Genomic DNA, 15,904 nt, shown 5'->3' on the forward strand with positions numbered 1-15,904 from the left:
TATAAAGAGAAGCTATGGCAGAAGACAAGATTGAAGAGAGCGTAGAAGATCGTCGTTTTGGAGGTGTAGCTCGGCTATACGGTCCAGAGCTGCGTGAGCGTTTTCGTCTTGCCACAGTTGTTGTGGCTGGATTGGGTGGGGTGGGTTCGTGGGCTGCTGAGGCTTTGGCGCGCACGGCTATTGGGCATTTGGTCTTGATTGATTTTGATCACATTGCCGAAAGCAATACTAATCGTCAGCTACACGCTCTTGAGGGTGAGTATGGCAAAGCTAAGGTACAGGCGATGACTGATCGCATTCGCCAAATTAATCCTGATATCAGGCTCACTAGCCATGATGCATTTTTGGAGCCAGAAAATCTGGATACCCTGATTCCAGAAGGTGCAATTGTTTTAGATGCAACCGATTCGGTACAAACCAAAATTGCCTTAGCAGTTTGGGCTAATAAAAACCAGTGTGCTCTAGTCATGTGCGGTGCAGCTGGCGGAAAATCAGATCCCACTTCCGTGCGATGTGACGACCTGTCTAGAACTGAGCAAGATGCTTTATTGGCAAAGGTGCGTCAGGGCCTCAGACAGGATCATGGATTTTCTAGAAACCTGAAAAGAAAAATTGGTATTCGTGCAATCTACTCTCACGAGCCTCGTGCAGGTGTTGCTAGTGGGGGCCTTGCATGTTCTGGCTATGGGTCAACAGTGATGGTGACTGCAGCCTGTGGTTTAGCTGCTGCTGCTGAAGTCTTAAATCTCATTGCCATTCAGTAAGATTTCTGAAGCTGAGCAATAAATCCTTAAGGGGAATCCCTGTAGGAAATTACGGATTCTGATGTCATCCAAAATTTATTATTTCCCCATCAAGCCTGTATCTTCTTTGCCCAAAGATTTCTCTTGCACCATATTTAATTGTTTAAGCACTTTACGCATTTTTATCCCCTAGTGTAGAAGCTCAGTCCTCCCTAGACTTTGCCTCGTTGGTGATTTACCAACGACAAATCGAAAGGAGGTCTCTTTTGCAGACTGAACAAACTGGTTTACAGCGCCACCTCAAAGTAAGGCACATTCGCCTGATGGCTTTGGGTTCCACTATTGGTGTTGGATTATTTCTGGGCTCGGCAAGCGCGATTCAGATCGCAGGACCTTCCATCTTGCTGGGATATTTACTAGCCGGTATCGTTGCATTCATTGTGCTTCGCGCCTTGGGTGAGATGGCAGTGCATGAGCCGGTTGCTGGTTCATTTGCTGCATATGCCAATACCTACGTAGGACCGCTAGCGGGTTATATGGTCGGGTGGGGATATTGGACTTACTGGATCGTTGTTGGAATAGCTGAAGTCACTGCTGTTGGTATTTATATGGGGATTTGGTTTCCTGATGTACCTCAGTGGATCTGGGCTTTGTCTTCCATCTTAATGATGGGCTTAATCAATCTCATTGCTGTAAAAGTTTTTGGTGAGTTTGAATTTTGGTTTGCTCTCATCAAAGTCGTTGCTATTGTGGCCATGATTGCCTTGGGAAGCTCAGTCATCTTCTTTGGTTTTACCAATGACTGGAATCCGATTGGCTTCAGCAACCTTTGGCAGCATGGTGGTTTCTTCCCTAACGGTATTGGCGGAATGTTGCTTTCCCTGCAGATGGTCTTATTTGCATACGTTGGTATTGAGATGATTGGTTTATCTGCTGGTGAGGCAGAGAATCCACGCAAAACCATTCCAATGGCAATTGATTCATTGGCATGGCGCATCTTGATTTTTTATATGGGTGCGATTCTTGTCATCTTGGCTATCTTCCCTTGGAATGAAGTTGGTCAACAAGGAAGCCCATTTGTGGTGATGTTTGAGCGGATTGGATTACGCGAGGCCGCTGGAATCATTAACTTTGTAGTCATCACTGCTGCTTTGTCATCTTGTAATGCTGGGATCTTCAGTGGTGGGCGACTCTTATATGCGCTCTCAGTGAATGGCTATGCGCCTTCCCCATTTGCCAAGCTATCTAAGTACGGCGTTCCAAATCGAGCGGTGATGGCGACGGTAGCAGTATGTATGACTGGGGTGGTCTTGAACTACTTCGTTCCAGATAAAGCATTTCAGTACGTTATGGCTGCAGTTACCTTTGTTGGATTAATGGTGTGGATTGCAATCTTGCTCACCCAAATTCAATTTCGTCGCTCACTGACTAAATCCCAGGTTGCCGAGTTGGCTTATCGCACGCCTTGGTGGCCCTATTCCTCGTGGTTTGCATTGGCATTTATTACCTTGGTAGTGTTGTTAATGGGCTTTCATGAGGATGCACGGATTGCCTTGGTATTGGGCCCGTGTCTATTGGGTGTGTATCTCGCCATGTTCTACATCGTTGGCTTACATCGCAAAACAAAACTGAGTCGTGAATTCAAATAAGGAGATTGAAATGATTGTTGGCGTACCTCAAGAAGTAAAAAATAATGAATTTCGTGTTGGCTTAACCCCGGGTAATGTCAGGGGCTTATGTAAGCAGGGACATTCTGTCCTAGTACAGCGTGGAGCTGGTGAGCAAATTGGCTTGAGTGATGAGTCCTATCGCCTATCTGGCGCCACCTTGATCAACAGTGCTGCTGAGGTCTTTTCAAAAGCAGAGATGATCGTCAAGGTTAAGGAGCCTCAGCCACAAGAATGCGCTATGTTGCGTGAAGATCAAATCCTCTTTACCTATTTACATCTTGCTCCAGACCCACAGCAGACCAAAGCATTGCTGGCCTCAGGTGCAAGCTGTATTGCTTATGAAACGGTTACTTCATGTAATGGTGCCCTGCCTCTTTTAGCGCCTATGAGTGAAGTTGCGGGCAGGATGTCTATCCAAGCAGCAGCCATCCATCTTGAGAAAACAAATGGAGGTTTGGGTATCTTGATGGCGGGTGTGCCAGGTGTAGCACCTGCTAAGGTGGTTATCTTGGGCGCTGGTGTTGTTGGACGTAATGCCTTGCAGATGGCTGTGGGTATGGGTGCCGATGTTTGTATTTTCGATCGCAATATCGACTGCTTAAGACAGATTGACATGCTCTACGGCAATCGCGTCAGAACCTTCTACGCTGACCCACTCTTGGTTGAATTGGAGGTTTGTGAGGCGGATGTTGTGATCGGCGCTGTCTTGCTACCTGGGGCTGCAGCGCCAAAGCTGGTGACAAGAGAAATGGTGCGCAAAATGAAGGCGGGTGCAGTAGTGGTGGATGTCGCAATCGATCAAGGCGGCTGTTTTGAAACATCCAAACCTACTACGCATGCTGATCCTACCTTTAGCGTAGATGACGTTCTCCATTACTGCGTAGCAAATATGCCTGGTGCAGTTGCGAGAACCTCTACCTTTGCATTGACCAATGCGACTTATCCGTTTATTGAAGCTTTAGCTAATCGAGGTATGGTGAAGGCGCTCTCCCATGATCACCATTTGCGCAATGGCTTAAGTGTGCATCGAGGAAATCTCACTTCTGAGCCAGTTGCTAAAGCCCAGAAGGTCGATTTTGTATCCGCAGAAGAGTTGTTGGCTGCATAGCAGCTTCATCGAAGTCGTAGGTGTGGAATGGCTTGGGGGTTTTGGTTCCCAAGCTTTCCTCTATCATTCCAAGAATGGACTTATCTGCATTAGCTCTTTCTACTGGCGTAGTCGCTCTGGCTGAGATGGGCGACAAAACCCAACTACTTTCCTTGATGTTAGCTGCCCGCTACCCAAAACAAGCTCTTGCCATTATTGGTGGGATATTGATTGCGACAATTGCCAACCATGCTTGCGCGGCTTTGCTGGGGCATTGGCTCACTACCTTTATGAGTCCAGACATTCTTAAATGGATTTTAGGTTTGAGCTTTTTAGGAATAGGTCTTTGGCTCTTGGTGCCTGATCACATTGATGATGCAGCTGGATCTAAAGTAGCTGATAGAGCCCTTCAGGTATTCATGCTCACGGTTGGACTTTTTTTCTTGGCCGAGATGGGAGATAAGACCCAAATTGCCACTATCGCTCTAGGCGCCAAATATTCCGAAGTTGTCTCTGTCACCATTGGCACCACTTTGGGGATGATGTTGGCTAATGCCCCAGCTGTTTGGATTGGTCAGAAGTTCACTAAACGCATGCCGATTAAATGGGTACATGCTGTAGCTGCTGTGACCTTCATCGCCATTGGCGTCGCTACCCTCATCTGGGGTTAGGGCGAAATTGGTCTACGGGGCTTAAAATTACCCCATGAAAACTGATCTGCCACAGAGCTTCCGTAGGCTCGAATACCGCGCTCCCAATTACACCTTTTCACAGGTTGACTTAGATATTGCTCTAGATCCCGCTAGGACAATTGTGAAGAGTCGCCTAGAGGTCTTGCCAGGTGCTGCTCATGAGGCTGGCACGCCTTTGCTACTGCAAGGCCATGAGCTGGAGTTTGTGAGTTTGCGTATTAATGGCGAAGCCCATCGTCAATTTGAACTGACACCAGAAACATTAACTATTCATGCATTGCCCAATGAAGGTAAGCAAGCTTTCATTGTTGAAATCATTTGCGTCTGCGTGCCTGAGAAAAATACCTCGCTGATGGGTCTATATGTCTCTAATGGCAATTTCTTTACCCAGTGCGAAGCAGAGGGATTCAGAAAGATTACATATTTTCTGGATAGACCAGACGTCATGGCGCGCTATCGCGTAACACTGCGTGCGCGTGAAGCAGAGTGCCCAGTATTGCTGTCAAACGGCAATCTCATTAGTACAGAAAAATTACCGAATGGATGGCATAGCGCTGTTTGGGAGGATCCATTTCCAAAACCGTCTTACTTGTTTGCCTTAGTTGCTGGTAAGTTGGAATGCATTGAGGAAACTATCACCACCAGTAGTGGCGCTCAGAAGTTACTGCAAATTTGGGTGGAGCCACATGACCTGAAAAAGACTCGTCATGCAATGGATTCTTTAATTGCTTCGATTCATTGGGATGAAAAACGTTATGGCCTAGAACTCGATCTTGAGCGCTTCATGATTGTGGCGGTAAGCGATTTCAATATGGGTGCAATGGAGAACAAGGGTCTCAATGTTTTCAATACCAAATTTGTACTCGCTCAGCCAGAGACAGCAACAGATGCCGACTTTGCCAATATTGAAAGCGTAGTAGCTCATGAGTACTTCCATAACTGGACTGGTAATCGAGTTACTTGTCGAGATTGGTTTCAACTCTCCCTGAAAGAGGGTTTGACTGTATTCCGTGATCAAGAGTTCTCTGCTGATCAAATGGGTAGTGAGTCCGGTAGGGCTGTGAAGCGTATTGAAGACGTGCGTTTATTGCGTCAACTGCAGTTCCCGGAGGATGCTGGTCCGATGGCGCACCCAATTCGTCCAGATGAGTATCAAGAGATTAATAACTTCTATACCGTGACTGTGTATGAGAAGGGTGCTGAAGTTGTGCGTATGTACCAAACCTTGCTAGGTCTAGAGGGCTTCCGTAAAGGTATGGATCTTTACTTTAAGCGTCATGATGGACAGGCGGTGACATGCGATGATTTTTTAGCTGCTATGGCAGATGCTAATGGGCGAGATCTTTCCCAATTTAAGAATTGGTACAGCCAAGCAGGCACCCCTAAAGTCAAGGTAGAAGAATCCTATGATGCTGATAAAAAGCAATATCAAATTACCTTGACGCAAAGCCCCTCAGCCAATATTGAACACAAAGATAGCAAACCATTTCATATTCCATTGAAGATGCGCTTACTCACACCCGCGGATGATCAGGTGGAGACTTTGCTAGAGCTGACTCAAGAGCAGCAAACTTGGACTTTTGACCAAATAGCAAGTCATCCAGTGCTATCAATCAATCGTAATTTCTCAGCGCCGATTCATTTAGATTTTGATCAGAGTGAGGCTGATTTACTGACGATGTTCTCAGGTGATGACGATGCCTTTAATCGCTGGGAGGCTGGCCAGAAGCTTGCCATGCAAATGATTTTAGGCAATCGCTTGCCTGATAGAGCTCTGATTGAGGCTTATCGCACCCTCTTGACTGATTCGGACTTAGATCCTGCATTCAAAGAGTTGGCTCTAACATTACCTGCTGAGACCTATTTGTATGAGCAGTGTGCAAGCGTTGATCCTCAGCAGATTTATGCTGCCCGTCGTGCTTTCCGCCATGCTATTGCCAGTGAGCTGAGAATTGAGTGGGCCGTTCTTTACCAGCAGATGCAGACTCCTGGATCATTTAACCCTGATGCGGCAAGTGCTGGTAAGCGTGCATTAAAGAATCTTGCACTCAGCATGCTGCTTGAAGCGGATCCATTGATCTGGGCACCGATGGCAGTCAATCAATATCAGAATGCTGACAACATGACTGACCGATATGCAGCTCTGGCTGGTTTAGTGATTCATGGAAGTAAATCCGCAGCAGCTTGCCTGGAAGATTTTTATAGCCGATTTGCTGATGATGCTTTAGTGATTGATAAGTGGTTTGCGCTGCAATCCAGCAGACCCCCAGTCGCTAATACTGAATCTACCTTGGATGTGGTTAAGCGTTTACGAGAGCACGAAGCTTTCAAGATGAATAACCCCAATCGAGTGCGCAGCGTCATTCATGCGTTTTGTATGAATAATCCCGCCAGCTTCCATCAAAGCGATGGAAGTGGTTATGCATTTTGGGCGGAATCTGTTCTTGCCCTGGATCCAATTAACCCGCAGGTTGCTGCTCGTTTAGCAAGGGGTCTAGATCGTTGGCGCCATTTTGCCAAGCCTTACCAAGACCATATGCTGGCAGCCCTGAAGAAGGTCGATGCTTGCGAAACCCTCTCTCCAGATGTGAAAGAGGTGGTTTCTAAGGCTTTAGGCAATTAAGTCAGTTGGAACAAGGCAAAATAGAGCCCATACAGAAATAAACCCCATTACGGAGAAACTCCTTTTGAGCGCTTCAAGTACTTTTAATACCAATTTCAAGCAATATCTATCGTCCGCCAAGGTTAAGGGTGCAGGCATTCCTGTGGGCCTACAAGAGTTGTTATTGGCCGTTGCTGATACTTGCTCAACCTTGAGTCATGAGGTTGCTCAAGGCGCTCTAATTGGCTTGTTAGGCTCTGCTGGTACTGGTAACGTCCAGGGTGAAGTTCAGCAAAAGTTGGATGTCATTGCCAATGACTTATTGATTGACGGCGTACAGGGTTGCAAATCTCTAGCTGGTCTAGCTTCTGAGGAGATGGAATTGCCGCTTCCAGTCCAAGGTACTGGCGACTACTTATTGTTGTTTGATCCGCTAGATGGCTCTTCTAATATTGATGTCAACGTCTCTATCGGAACGATTTTCTCGGTGCTGAAAAAGCAAGATCCTGCAGCGCCATTGCAGACAGAGGATTTTTTATTGTCAGGTCGTCACCAAGTTGCTGCGGGTTACGTTGTCTACGGACCGCAAACCACGATGGCATTAACTATGGGCGATGGCGTAGTGATGTTCACTCTAAATAAAGTGACTGGCGAGTTTGTTTTGATTAAGCATGCGGTTGAGATTTCTCACTCAACCAAAGAGTTCGCTATCAATATGTCCAATATGCGCCACTGGGCTGAGCCTGTGCGTCGCTACGTTGATGAGTGCTTGGCTGGTGTCAGTGGTGAGCGAGATAAAGATTTCAATATGCGCTGGATTGCATCCATGGTTGCCGATGTGCATCGTGTTTTATCACGTGGGGGCATCTTTATGTACCCATGGGATCAACGTGAACCCCACAAGCCAGGCAAGTTACGCCTGATGTATGAAGCAAATCCGATGAGCTTCTTAGTGGAGCAGGCTGGTGGCGCATCGACTAATGGCGAGCAACTCATCATGGATATGGTTCCTACAGAATTGCATGAGCGCGTTTCTGTCATGTTGGGTTCCAAGGAAGAGATTGAGCGACTCCAGCACTATCACTCTCAGACATAAGCAACTACTAAAACCCTTAGTTGACCAATTAGGTGATCAATTAAAAAGCCCAATCACGGATTGGGCTTTTTGTTGGGGCTACAAAAGCAAGTCTTGATTAAGGCTGAACTTTCTCTTTAAGGTAGGCTAGAGATTCTTCTACTTGGTCAATGAGAATCAGGCAGATGTCACCAGGAGATAAATCATTAAGCGCAGTATCAATTGCGAGGAATTCACCGGTAATTTCTTTAACTTGTTTAGCTTTCTTGGTGCCTACTAAACCTTCTTGCAAAAGCTTTAAGACTTCACCGTCTTCGCGACCGCGTTGACACTGATCTTGATAAAGAATGACATTATCAAAGCTATTACCAAGAATGCGAGTCAGGTCACGAATATCTTCATCCCGACGATCGCCGGCACCACTGATCACCACATGACTCTTTTTAGGTTTCATGGCTTCGATGGCGCTGGTTAGTGCGCGCATGGCATCTGGATTGTGACCATAGTCAGCAATCACTGTGGCGCCTTTATGCTGGAATTGATTAAAGCGTCCAGGCACTGAATTAGCCGTGCTCTCAAAAGAATGGAGGCCACGAGCCACTTTTTCCGCATCCAAACCGAGGGCCCAGGCTGCACCAATAGAAGCCATTGCATTTTCAATCTGGAAGCCCAGTACACCATTTTGTGTGAATGGAATCTCACTGACTGGGTATCGGAAAAGTACGCGCTCTCCTTTAGAGCAGATGATGTGAGCGCCATCAAAATAAATCACTTTTTTGTTTTTGGCGCGATGGGCTGCAATAACAGGGTGATGTTGATTTTGAGAAAAGAAGATCACTCGACCGGTGCAGAAGTCGCCCATCCTAGCTACGATGGGATCTGTTGCATTGAGCACGGCAGCGCCAGTTGGGGCAACATTTTGAACAATGACACGCTTCAGAATTGCTAAGTCTTCTACACTGGTAATGTAGTTCAGTCCCAGGTGATCACCTTCACCAATATTAGTCACAACAGCTACTTCACAACGGTCAAAGCCAAGACCCTCTCGCAACATGCCGCCGCGAGCAGTTTCGAGTACAGCGGCATCAACATCAGGATGCATGAGCACATTGCGAGCACTCTTGGGGCCGCTGCAATCACCAGAATCAATTAAACGATGGTTAATGTATACGCCATCGGTAGTTGTCATGCCCACACGCAAACCGGTCTCATTGAGCAAATGAGATATGAGCCGCACGGTAGTGGTTTTGCCATTAGTACCTGTAACAGCTACCACTGGAATACGTCCATCCTCACCCAATGGGTACATCATATTGATGATGTCTTCACCTACAGGTCGGCCCTTGCCATATGAGGGCTTGAGATGCATCCGTAATCCAGGCGCTGCATTGACTTCCACAATGCCACCACCTTGCGGCTCTAGAGGTTTGTAAATTGCCTCACACAAAATATCAACGCCCGCAATATCCAACCCAATCATTTGGGCAGCAGCAATTGCACTCGCCGCTACATCGGGGTGTACATCATCAGTCACATCAGTGGCAGTGCCGCCGGTGCTAAGGTTGGCGTTGTTTCGGAGTAAAACGCGCTCACCCGTCTTGGGGATGTATTTCGGGCTTAGGCCATTGCTGGCTAGATGCGCAAGCGCGATGTCATCAAAACGAATCTTGGTTAATGCAGTTGCATGACCATCGCCACGCAATGGATTTTTGTTCTCTAGATCAACTAACTCTGATACGGTATGTTTGCCATCACCAACCACTTGAGCCGGCTCTCGGCGCGCTGCAGCAGAGAGGCGATTACCCACCACCAGCAAGCGGTAGTCAGCTCCAGGGAGATAACGCTCGACAATGGTTTGGCGTCCAAAAGCCTGGGTGACTACAAAGCCAGCACGAACCTCTGCTTCAGTTTGAATATTGGCAACAACCCCTTTGCCTTGATTGCCATCTTTAGGCTTCAGAACAATGGGGCCACCAATTTTTTGAGCAGCGCGCCATGCATCATCCGCAGTAGTAACGACTTCACCAGTGGGAACAGAAACTCCTGCAGCTGCCAATAAGTTTTTGGTCAGCTCTTTATCTTGTGCAATTGCTTCTGCAATCGCGCTAGTGTCGCTAGTCTCTGCTGCCTGAATGCGTTTTTGCTTGCTACCCCAGCCAAACTGCACCATGCTGCCTTCAGTCATACGGCGGTAGGGAATATTTCTTTGTACGGCAGCATCGACGATAGAACCAGTGCTAGGTCCTAGGCGAACATCTTCATACAAGGCTTCTAATTCTGAGAGGGCCGCAGCTAAATCAAAAGGCACATCACTCAGGGTTGCTTGAATAAGCCCAAAAGCAAAGTCAAAAGCCATGCGTCCAACAACTTCTTCTGTGTATTCCACGACGACTTGATAGACGCCGACATCAACCGTTTGTACTGTGCGGCTAAAAGTGACTGGGCAACCCGCTTGAGATTGAAGTCCTAAAGCAGCATGCTCTAAGGCATGTGCCAGAGAGAGAACTTCATTATGGCCGCCACGACGCATATTGCCCAATTGGGGAAAGCGTTCGCGAATCTTGATTTCAAAATGGGGAATAGAATCGATTGAGCGCTCTGTTTCATCGCAAGAGACAATAGCCTCTAGGGCGGTATGGCGGCTCCATAAATTTGGGCCGCGCAACATGCGAATACGGGTGATTTCCAATTAAACCCCTGCTGGAATATTGGAGCTAGAAACAAATGTTTCAACTCCAGCTTCGATAACGTTGAAAGGAATATCCAAAGCCCAGGCCGCACCAATAGCAGCTGCAAGGCTTAAGTGTGGCGCCCATTCAAGGGATGACTCCTTCACTGCTGGAGGAATTGGAATCACCAACTTGTCTACCTTGCCTTGCTTGAGCGTAATTACAGTTGGACTCACAATAATTGAGCGACCATCTTTTTCTTGGTGAGCAGTAACTACAGGAGAGTTCGACTCTTGAGAGAAGTACATGACTTCACCTTTACTGAGCTCAGCCATTTTGACAATCATTGGATCATCTGCATTTAATACGCTGGTGCCAGTGGGTAATACGACATCAACCTGGGTGCGCACTACATTAAATAATTGATCTTCTTCGCTGATGTTATGTTCAGGAAAGAGTTTGAGTGGATCAATATTGAGGACGACCCCAACCTGGCATTGATCATATGCGAGACCCTCTAGCAATAAGGATGCATTGTCATTCTCAAGGACGGCAACTTCAATCGCTCTATTTTGAAGAGTGCGTCGTGCATTTTCCCAGTGGGAAGGAGATGTTTTTTTGATCGATCTGTTACCAAAATACAGGCCAAGATTAGTAGAGAGCCCAACATGCACATTGGTCAATCTTATGAAGTGGGCAACCATTTCAGCGACGATAGTTCTTCCGGAATTACCGCTAATACCAACGATTGGAATTCTGAAATCGTATCCTGGAGGAAAGAGATGGTTTGCAATTTCTTCGCCAACAGGTTGTGGAGTGCCACTGGCAGGCTTTAAGTGCATCAATAAACCTGGACCTGCATTCACTTCAACAATGGCGGCGTTCTGCGACTCTAGTGGTTTACTAATATCTTGCGCAACGAGGTCAATTCCCGCAATTTCAAGTCCTACAACGCGTGCAGCCAAAGCTACTTGGTGGGCTACTTCAGGGTGAACTAAATCAGTCACATCAAATGCCACATTGCCATTACTTTGAATCAATACTTTTTGATCAACCGCTGGAATACTGTCACCAGTTAGTTTCTGGCGAGCCAGCTCTAGCTCAACTGCAGAATCGATCCGAACTGGGTTAAGAGGACACTCTTCAGTCGTGCCACGGCGCGGATCAGAGTTAATCTGAATTTGAATAAGTTCAAGAACAGTATGCTTGCAATCACCGGTGACCCAAACAGTTTCCCCTTTAGCGGCTGCCACTACTTTATTGCCGACCACTAACAAGCGATGTTCATCGCCAATGATGTGGCGCTCAACTAAAACCTCGCTACCTTCATTAATTGCTACAGCGTAGGCCGCTTCGATTTCTTGCTGGGTATAGAGGTTGATAAATACGCCACGACCATGGTTGCCATCAATCGGCTTCACAACTACTGGTAAGCCAATATCTTGCGCGGCTTCCCAAGCATCATCAGGACTTGTAACAACTCTACCTTCAGGGATTGGAACCCCCGCGCTCGCGAGCAAGCTCTTAGTCAGATCTTTATCGCGCGAAATAGTTTCTGCGATGGCGCTAGTTTGATCAGTTTCTGCTGTCCAAATACGTCGCTGCTTGGAGCCATATCCGAGTTGAACTAAGTTGCCGCTAGACAGCCTGATGTAAGGAATTTCTCGAACAGTAGCAGCGTTGACAATGCAGGCTGTACTGGGGCCAAGGCAGAGATCGTCACTTAAATCACGAAGTTCTTCAATGATCTGCTCTCGTAGAGCAATGGCATCACCATTATCTTGAATGAGGGTGAGGAGGAGGTCACGCGCAAACTTAAACGCTTGCAATGTCACCGCTTCTTCAGTGGCACTCACAATGACTTTGTAAACGCCTCGGCGACCACCATCACGCGCTCTGCCAAAACCACCAGCTATTCCAGCTAGGTTTTGAAGCTCGATAGTGAGATGCTCGAGAATGTGCCCAGGCCAGGTGCCTTCTTCAACACGTTTTAAAAACCCACCGGGTTCTCCGTAGCTGCAGCGATGTTCATGCAAGCTTGGAAGGCATTTACAAAGACGATCGTAGAAACCGGGAATTAAGTCGGATGGATAGTCTTCTAGATCGCCAATATCGATCAAAACTTCAAGAGCAGGGTTGTAGCTCCACATATTGGGGCCACGCAGATGTCGGTGGCTCAGGATTTCAATGGTTTTATCTAGTAATTGGGGCATGTGTGGAATGGGGAAACTCAGCGCCGCATCGGAAGGTGAGGGCGGGGATGTCTCAGACTATCTCTCTGGTTCTAGTAATTGTTCAAAATCCACAAAATTAGCAAAAATACATAAAAAAGACTATTTCGATAATTTAACGGCTTTCTAGCTCTGAAAGTTGACAGCATCATTAAATCTTAGAAACCTAGCTCCACTATACTTTTAGGACTAATGAAGCCAGACATTTCCCCATCCGTACCCTCTGTACCCATTCAATGGGTTGCTGCATTAGAGGCCGATCAGTCCCCGGTAAAAGGGCTGGATTCCATACTGGCATGGGTTGAGCTGGATCTTGACGACATGATGCGCTTTGAAAAAAGCCTTCTTTGCTTGATCCCGTCAGGGCTTTTTTGGACAGATGGCACCCACTCAGAATTTTGGCCGATTAGCTCTGGAGCCCATCTTCTCCAGGGAGATCACGCTGGAGTGGGTTATCTGAAATTGGAGTCTGAGGTCTCTTTGCTGAGGCTTTGGCGCTTTACTTTGGCTGTTAATCCTCAAATATTGCGCCTTCAGAGTGCCTATAAGCAGTTCATGGCTGGTGCCCAGATCGTCAAGGATTCTGAGGCTTCTGAATACGATAAACAGGTTTGCCCAGTTTGTTTAAGTCCAAAGCCAGCCAATTCAGAAGCTTGCCCCACCTGCGATCCTGAAGATGATGCTCCTCCATCTACTTTGACCTTATTTAAGCTGTGGCGTTTTGCGCGCCCCTATAAAAAAGAGCTTTTATTGGGCTTTTTTCTGACTTTGCTCTCAACCGGCGCTACTTTGATCCCGCCTTACTTGACGATGCCTTTAATGGATCACGTATTGATCCCATATGAAAAAGGTAATCCGATTGACTTCAATTTAGCAAGCAAATATCTCATTGCTTTATTTGTTGCCGCTGTCGTAGCCTGGGGTTTGGGTTGGTGGAAAACATACTTACTTGCATTGGTGAGTGAGCGTATCGGGGCAGATTTACGCAATACCACTTTTGAGCATTTGCTGAAATTATCTTTGGAGTATTTTGGCGGCAAAAGAACTGGTGACTTGATTGCGCGTATTGGTGCTGAGACGGATCGCATCTGCGTATTTTTATCTTTGTACGCTTTGGACTTTGCGACCGATGTGATCATGATCACGATGACTGCAGCAATTTTAGTTTCGATTGACCCCTTGCTAGCATTAGTAACTCTCGCGCCATTGCCATTTATTGTGTGGATGATTCATGTGGTCCGAGATAAGCTGCGTTTTGGTTTTGAAAAGATTGATCGCATTTGGTCTGAAGTGACTAATATTTTGGCGGATACGATTCCAGGCATTCGGGTTGTCAAGGCTTTTGCTCAAGAAGAACGCGAGCTCAAACGTTTTGTAGATTCGAATAAGCACAATTTGCAAATTAATGATCGCGTTAATCGAGTATGGGGTTTGTTCTCGCCAACAGTTACGCTATTAACTGAAACTGGCCTCTTGGTAGTGTGGGGTTTTGGTATTTGGCAGGTGGCTCATCAAAAAGTGACAGTAGGTGTGTTGATCGCTTTCTTGGCCTATATCGGACGCTTTTACATTCGATTAGATTCCATGAGTCGTATTGTTTCGCATACCCAAAAAGCTGCTGCTGGTGCCAAACGTATTTTTGATATCTTGGATCATGTTTCCAGTGTTCCCGAGCCAATCAATCCAGCGCCATTGGGGCAAGTGAAGGGTCAAATCTCCTTAAGGGGCGTGGGTTTCCGTTATGGCAATCGTGCCGTTTCTAAGGGGATTGATCTGGACATTGCTCCAGGTGAAATGATTGGTTTAGTGGGCCATAGCGGTTCAGGCAAGAGCACGCTAGTGAATTTGATTTGCCGCTTCTATGATGTGAGTTCAGGCGCCATCACATTAGACGGGCGCGACATTCGTAGCATCGGAATTGCGGACTATCGCAAGCGCATTGGTTTGGTACTGCAAGAACCCTTCTTATTCTTTGGCACGATTGCAGAAAATATTGCGTACGGAAAACCAGATGCTTCGCGCGAAGAAATTATTGAAGCAGCACGCGCTGCACATGCTCACGAATTTATTCTGCGCTTACCGCTGGGTTACGACTCCTTGGTAGGTGAGCGTGGCCAATCTCTTTCTGGTGGAGAGCGTCAACGTATCTCAATTGCACGTGCGCTTTTAATTAATCCAAGCATTTTGATTTTGGATGAAGCAACCTCATCGGTAGACACCACAACTGAAAAAGAAATTCAGCGCGCATTGGATAATCTGGTGAAAGGTCGCACGACGATTGCGATTGCTCATCGCCTTTCTACTCTTCGAAAAGCTGACCGCTTAGTAGTGCTAGATAAGGGAGAGATTGTGGAGATCGGATCACATGATCAGTTAATGGATGCAAGGGGTGCGTATTACGCTTTGTATCAAGCGCAACTTCGCCACGCTGCAGAACTGGTTGAAGGTGGTGCGATTGGCGAGAGCATTGATGAGAATCAAAATGAAATAGATGAAGAGCGACTTCAAGTTATTGCCAAAGATGTCGGGGGAGGGGTATGAGTCACCATCAAAAATCCTATACTCTGGAGCGCGATGCCCTTGGTCGTCTAGTGTTTACAGATGCTCGGGGAACTTCGCACATTGGCGTCTTTCCAGTAAGGGCGTTCCCAATTACAGAGCCAGAGGCCGGAATCTCCATCATGGACCAGTCTGGTAAAGAGTTGTGCTGGTTTGATGATGCCAAGACTATTCCTGAAGGTGACTTTGCTCTTATTAAGGAAGAGTTGGCAGCTCGTGAGTTCATGCCCGTGATTGAAAAGATCATCAAAGTGTCTACTTTTGCCACTCCAAGTCTTTGGGATATTGAAACTGACCGAGGCCCCACCAGGATTCGCCTCAAAGGTGAGGAAGATATTCGTCGCATTGCCGGAAATACGCTACTGATTGCTGACTCCAATGGACTACAGTTCTTGATCTCAGATTCCACGAAGCTCGATAAGGTTAGCAAGAAGCTTTTGGACCGCTTCAGATAGCAATTTCACTGCTAATTTTTATTAGGGTTATTACTAATTCAACTAGTGAAAGCCCTAGGTATCGATTTAAATATTGTTGATGCCAATCAAGAGATCTGTGCCCGGATCGATCAAAAATCAT

Annotated in this window: 10 protein-coding genes; 8 read left to right on the forward strand and 2 right to left on the reverse strand. The window is 46.8% G+C overall.

Annotated features, from left to right (window positions below):
- Positions 1 to 14 precede the first annotated feature (14 nt).
- The 6 genes from FD975_RS03000 to FD975_RS03025 all read left to right on the forward strand — a co-directional run bounded on the left by FD975_RS03000 (position 15) and on the right by FD975_RS03025 (position 7,890).
- Positions 15 to 764 carry a ThiF family adenylyltransferase gene (locus tag FD975_RS03000; protein ID WP_215302988.1) on the forward strand — a complete coding sequence of 250 codons (750 nt, stop codon included), beginning with the start codon at positions 15 to 17 and terminating at the stop codon, positions 762 to 764.
- 302 nt (positions 765 to 1,066) lie between these two features.
- Entirely contained in the window at positions 1,067 to 2,392 is a 1,326-nt protein-coding gene (locus FD975_RS03005) for an amino acid permease (RefSeq protein WP_305848967.1), read from the forward strand.
- A gap of 10 nt (positions 2,393 to 2,402) precedes the next feature.
- Positions 2,403 to 3,521 (forward strand): alanine dehydrogenase, encoded by a 1,119-nt coding sequence (ald, locus tag FD975_RS03010; protein ID WP_215303793.1) that lies wholly within the window; start codon positions 2,403 to 2,405, stop codon positions 3,519 to 3,521.
- A 74-nt stretch (positions 3,522 to 3,595) separates the two neighbouring features.
- Positions 3,596 to 4,171 (forward strand): TMEM165/GDT1 family protein, encoded by a 576-nt coding sequence (locus FD975_RS03015; RefSeq protein ID WP_215302991.1) that lies wholly within the window; start codon positions 3,596 to 3,598, stop codon positions 4,169 to 4,171.
- Positions 4,172 to 4,205: 34 nt separating this feature from the next.
- Complete coding sequence (pepN, locus tag FD975_RS03020) at positions 4,206 to 6,815, forward strand: aminopeptidase N (protein WP_215302992.1); 2,610 nt, start codon at positions 4,206 to 4,208, stop codon at positions 6,813 to 6,815.
- 64 nt (positions 6,816 to 6,879) lie between these two features.
- Positions 6,880 to 7,890 carry a class 1 fructose-bisphosphatase gene (locus tag FD975_RS03025; protein ID WP_215302994.1) on the forward strand — a complete coding sequence of 337 codons (1,011 nt, stop codon included), beginning with the start codon at positions 6,880 to 6,882 and terminating at the stop codon, positions 7,888 to 7,890.
- A gap of 97 nt (positions 7,891 to 7,987) precedes the next feature.
- Here the strand turns inward: FD975_RS03025 and cphA (FD975_RS03030) are convergent, their stop codons facing one another.
- Together cphA (FD975_RS03030) and cphA (FD975_RS03035) are read right to left on the reverse strand one after the other, a co-directional pair.
- A complete protein-coding gene (gene cphA, locus FD975_RS03030; protein WP_215302995.1) occupies positions 7,988 to 10,558 on the reverse strand; it encodes a cyanophycin synthetase in 2,571 nt (856 codons plus the stop codon).
- Positions 10,559 to 12,751 carry a cyanophycin synthetase gene (cphA, locus tag FD975_RS03035; RefSeq protein ID WP_215302997.1) on the reverse strand — a complete coding sequence of 731 codons (2,193 nt, stop codon included), beginning with the start codon at positions 12,749 to 12,751 and terminating at the stop codon, positions 10,559 to 10,561.
- Positions 12,752 to 12,961: 210 nt separating this feature from the next.
- On the opposite strand from cphA (FD975_RS03035), the gene FD975_RS03040 reads away from it, so the two are divergent.
- Positions 12,962 to 15,310, forward strand: a complete 2,349-nt coding sequence (locus tag FD975_RS03040; protein WP_215302999.1) for an ABC transporter ATP-binding protein — start codon at positions 12,962 to 12,964, stop codon at positions 15,308 to 15,310.
- Positions 15,307 to 15,783 carry a DUF1854 domain-containing protein gene (locus tag FD975_RS03045; protein WP_215303001.1) on the forward strand — a complete coding sequence of 159 codons (477 nt, stop codon included), beginning with the start codon at positions 15,307 to 15,309 and terminating at the stop codon, positions 15,781 to 15,783. Before FD975_RS03040 ends, FD975_RS03045 begins: the two co-directional genes overlap by 4 nt.
- Positions 15,784 to 15,904 lie beyond the last annotated feature (121 nt).

The sequence above is a fragment of the Polynucleobacter sp. AP-Jannik-300A-C4 genome (assembly GCF_018688335.1).
GTDB lineage: Bacteria > Pseudomonadota > Gammaproteobacteria > Burkholderiales > Burkholderiaceae > Polynucleobacter.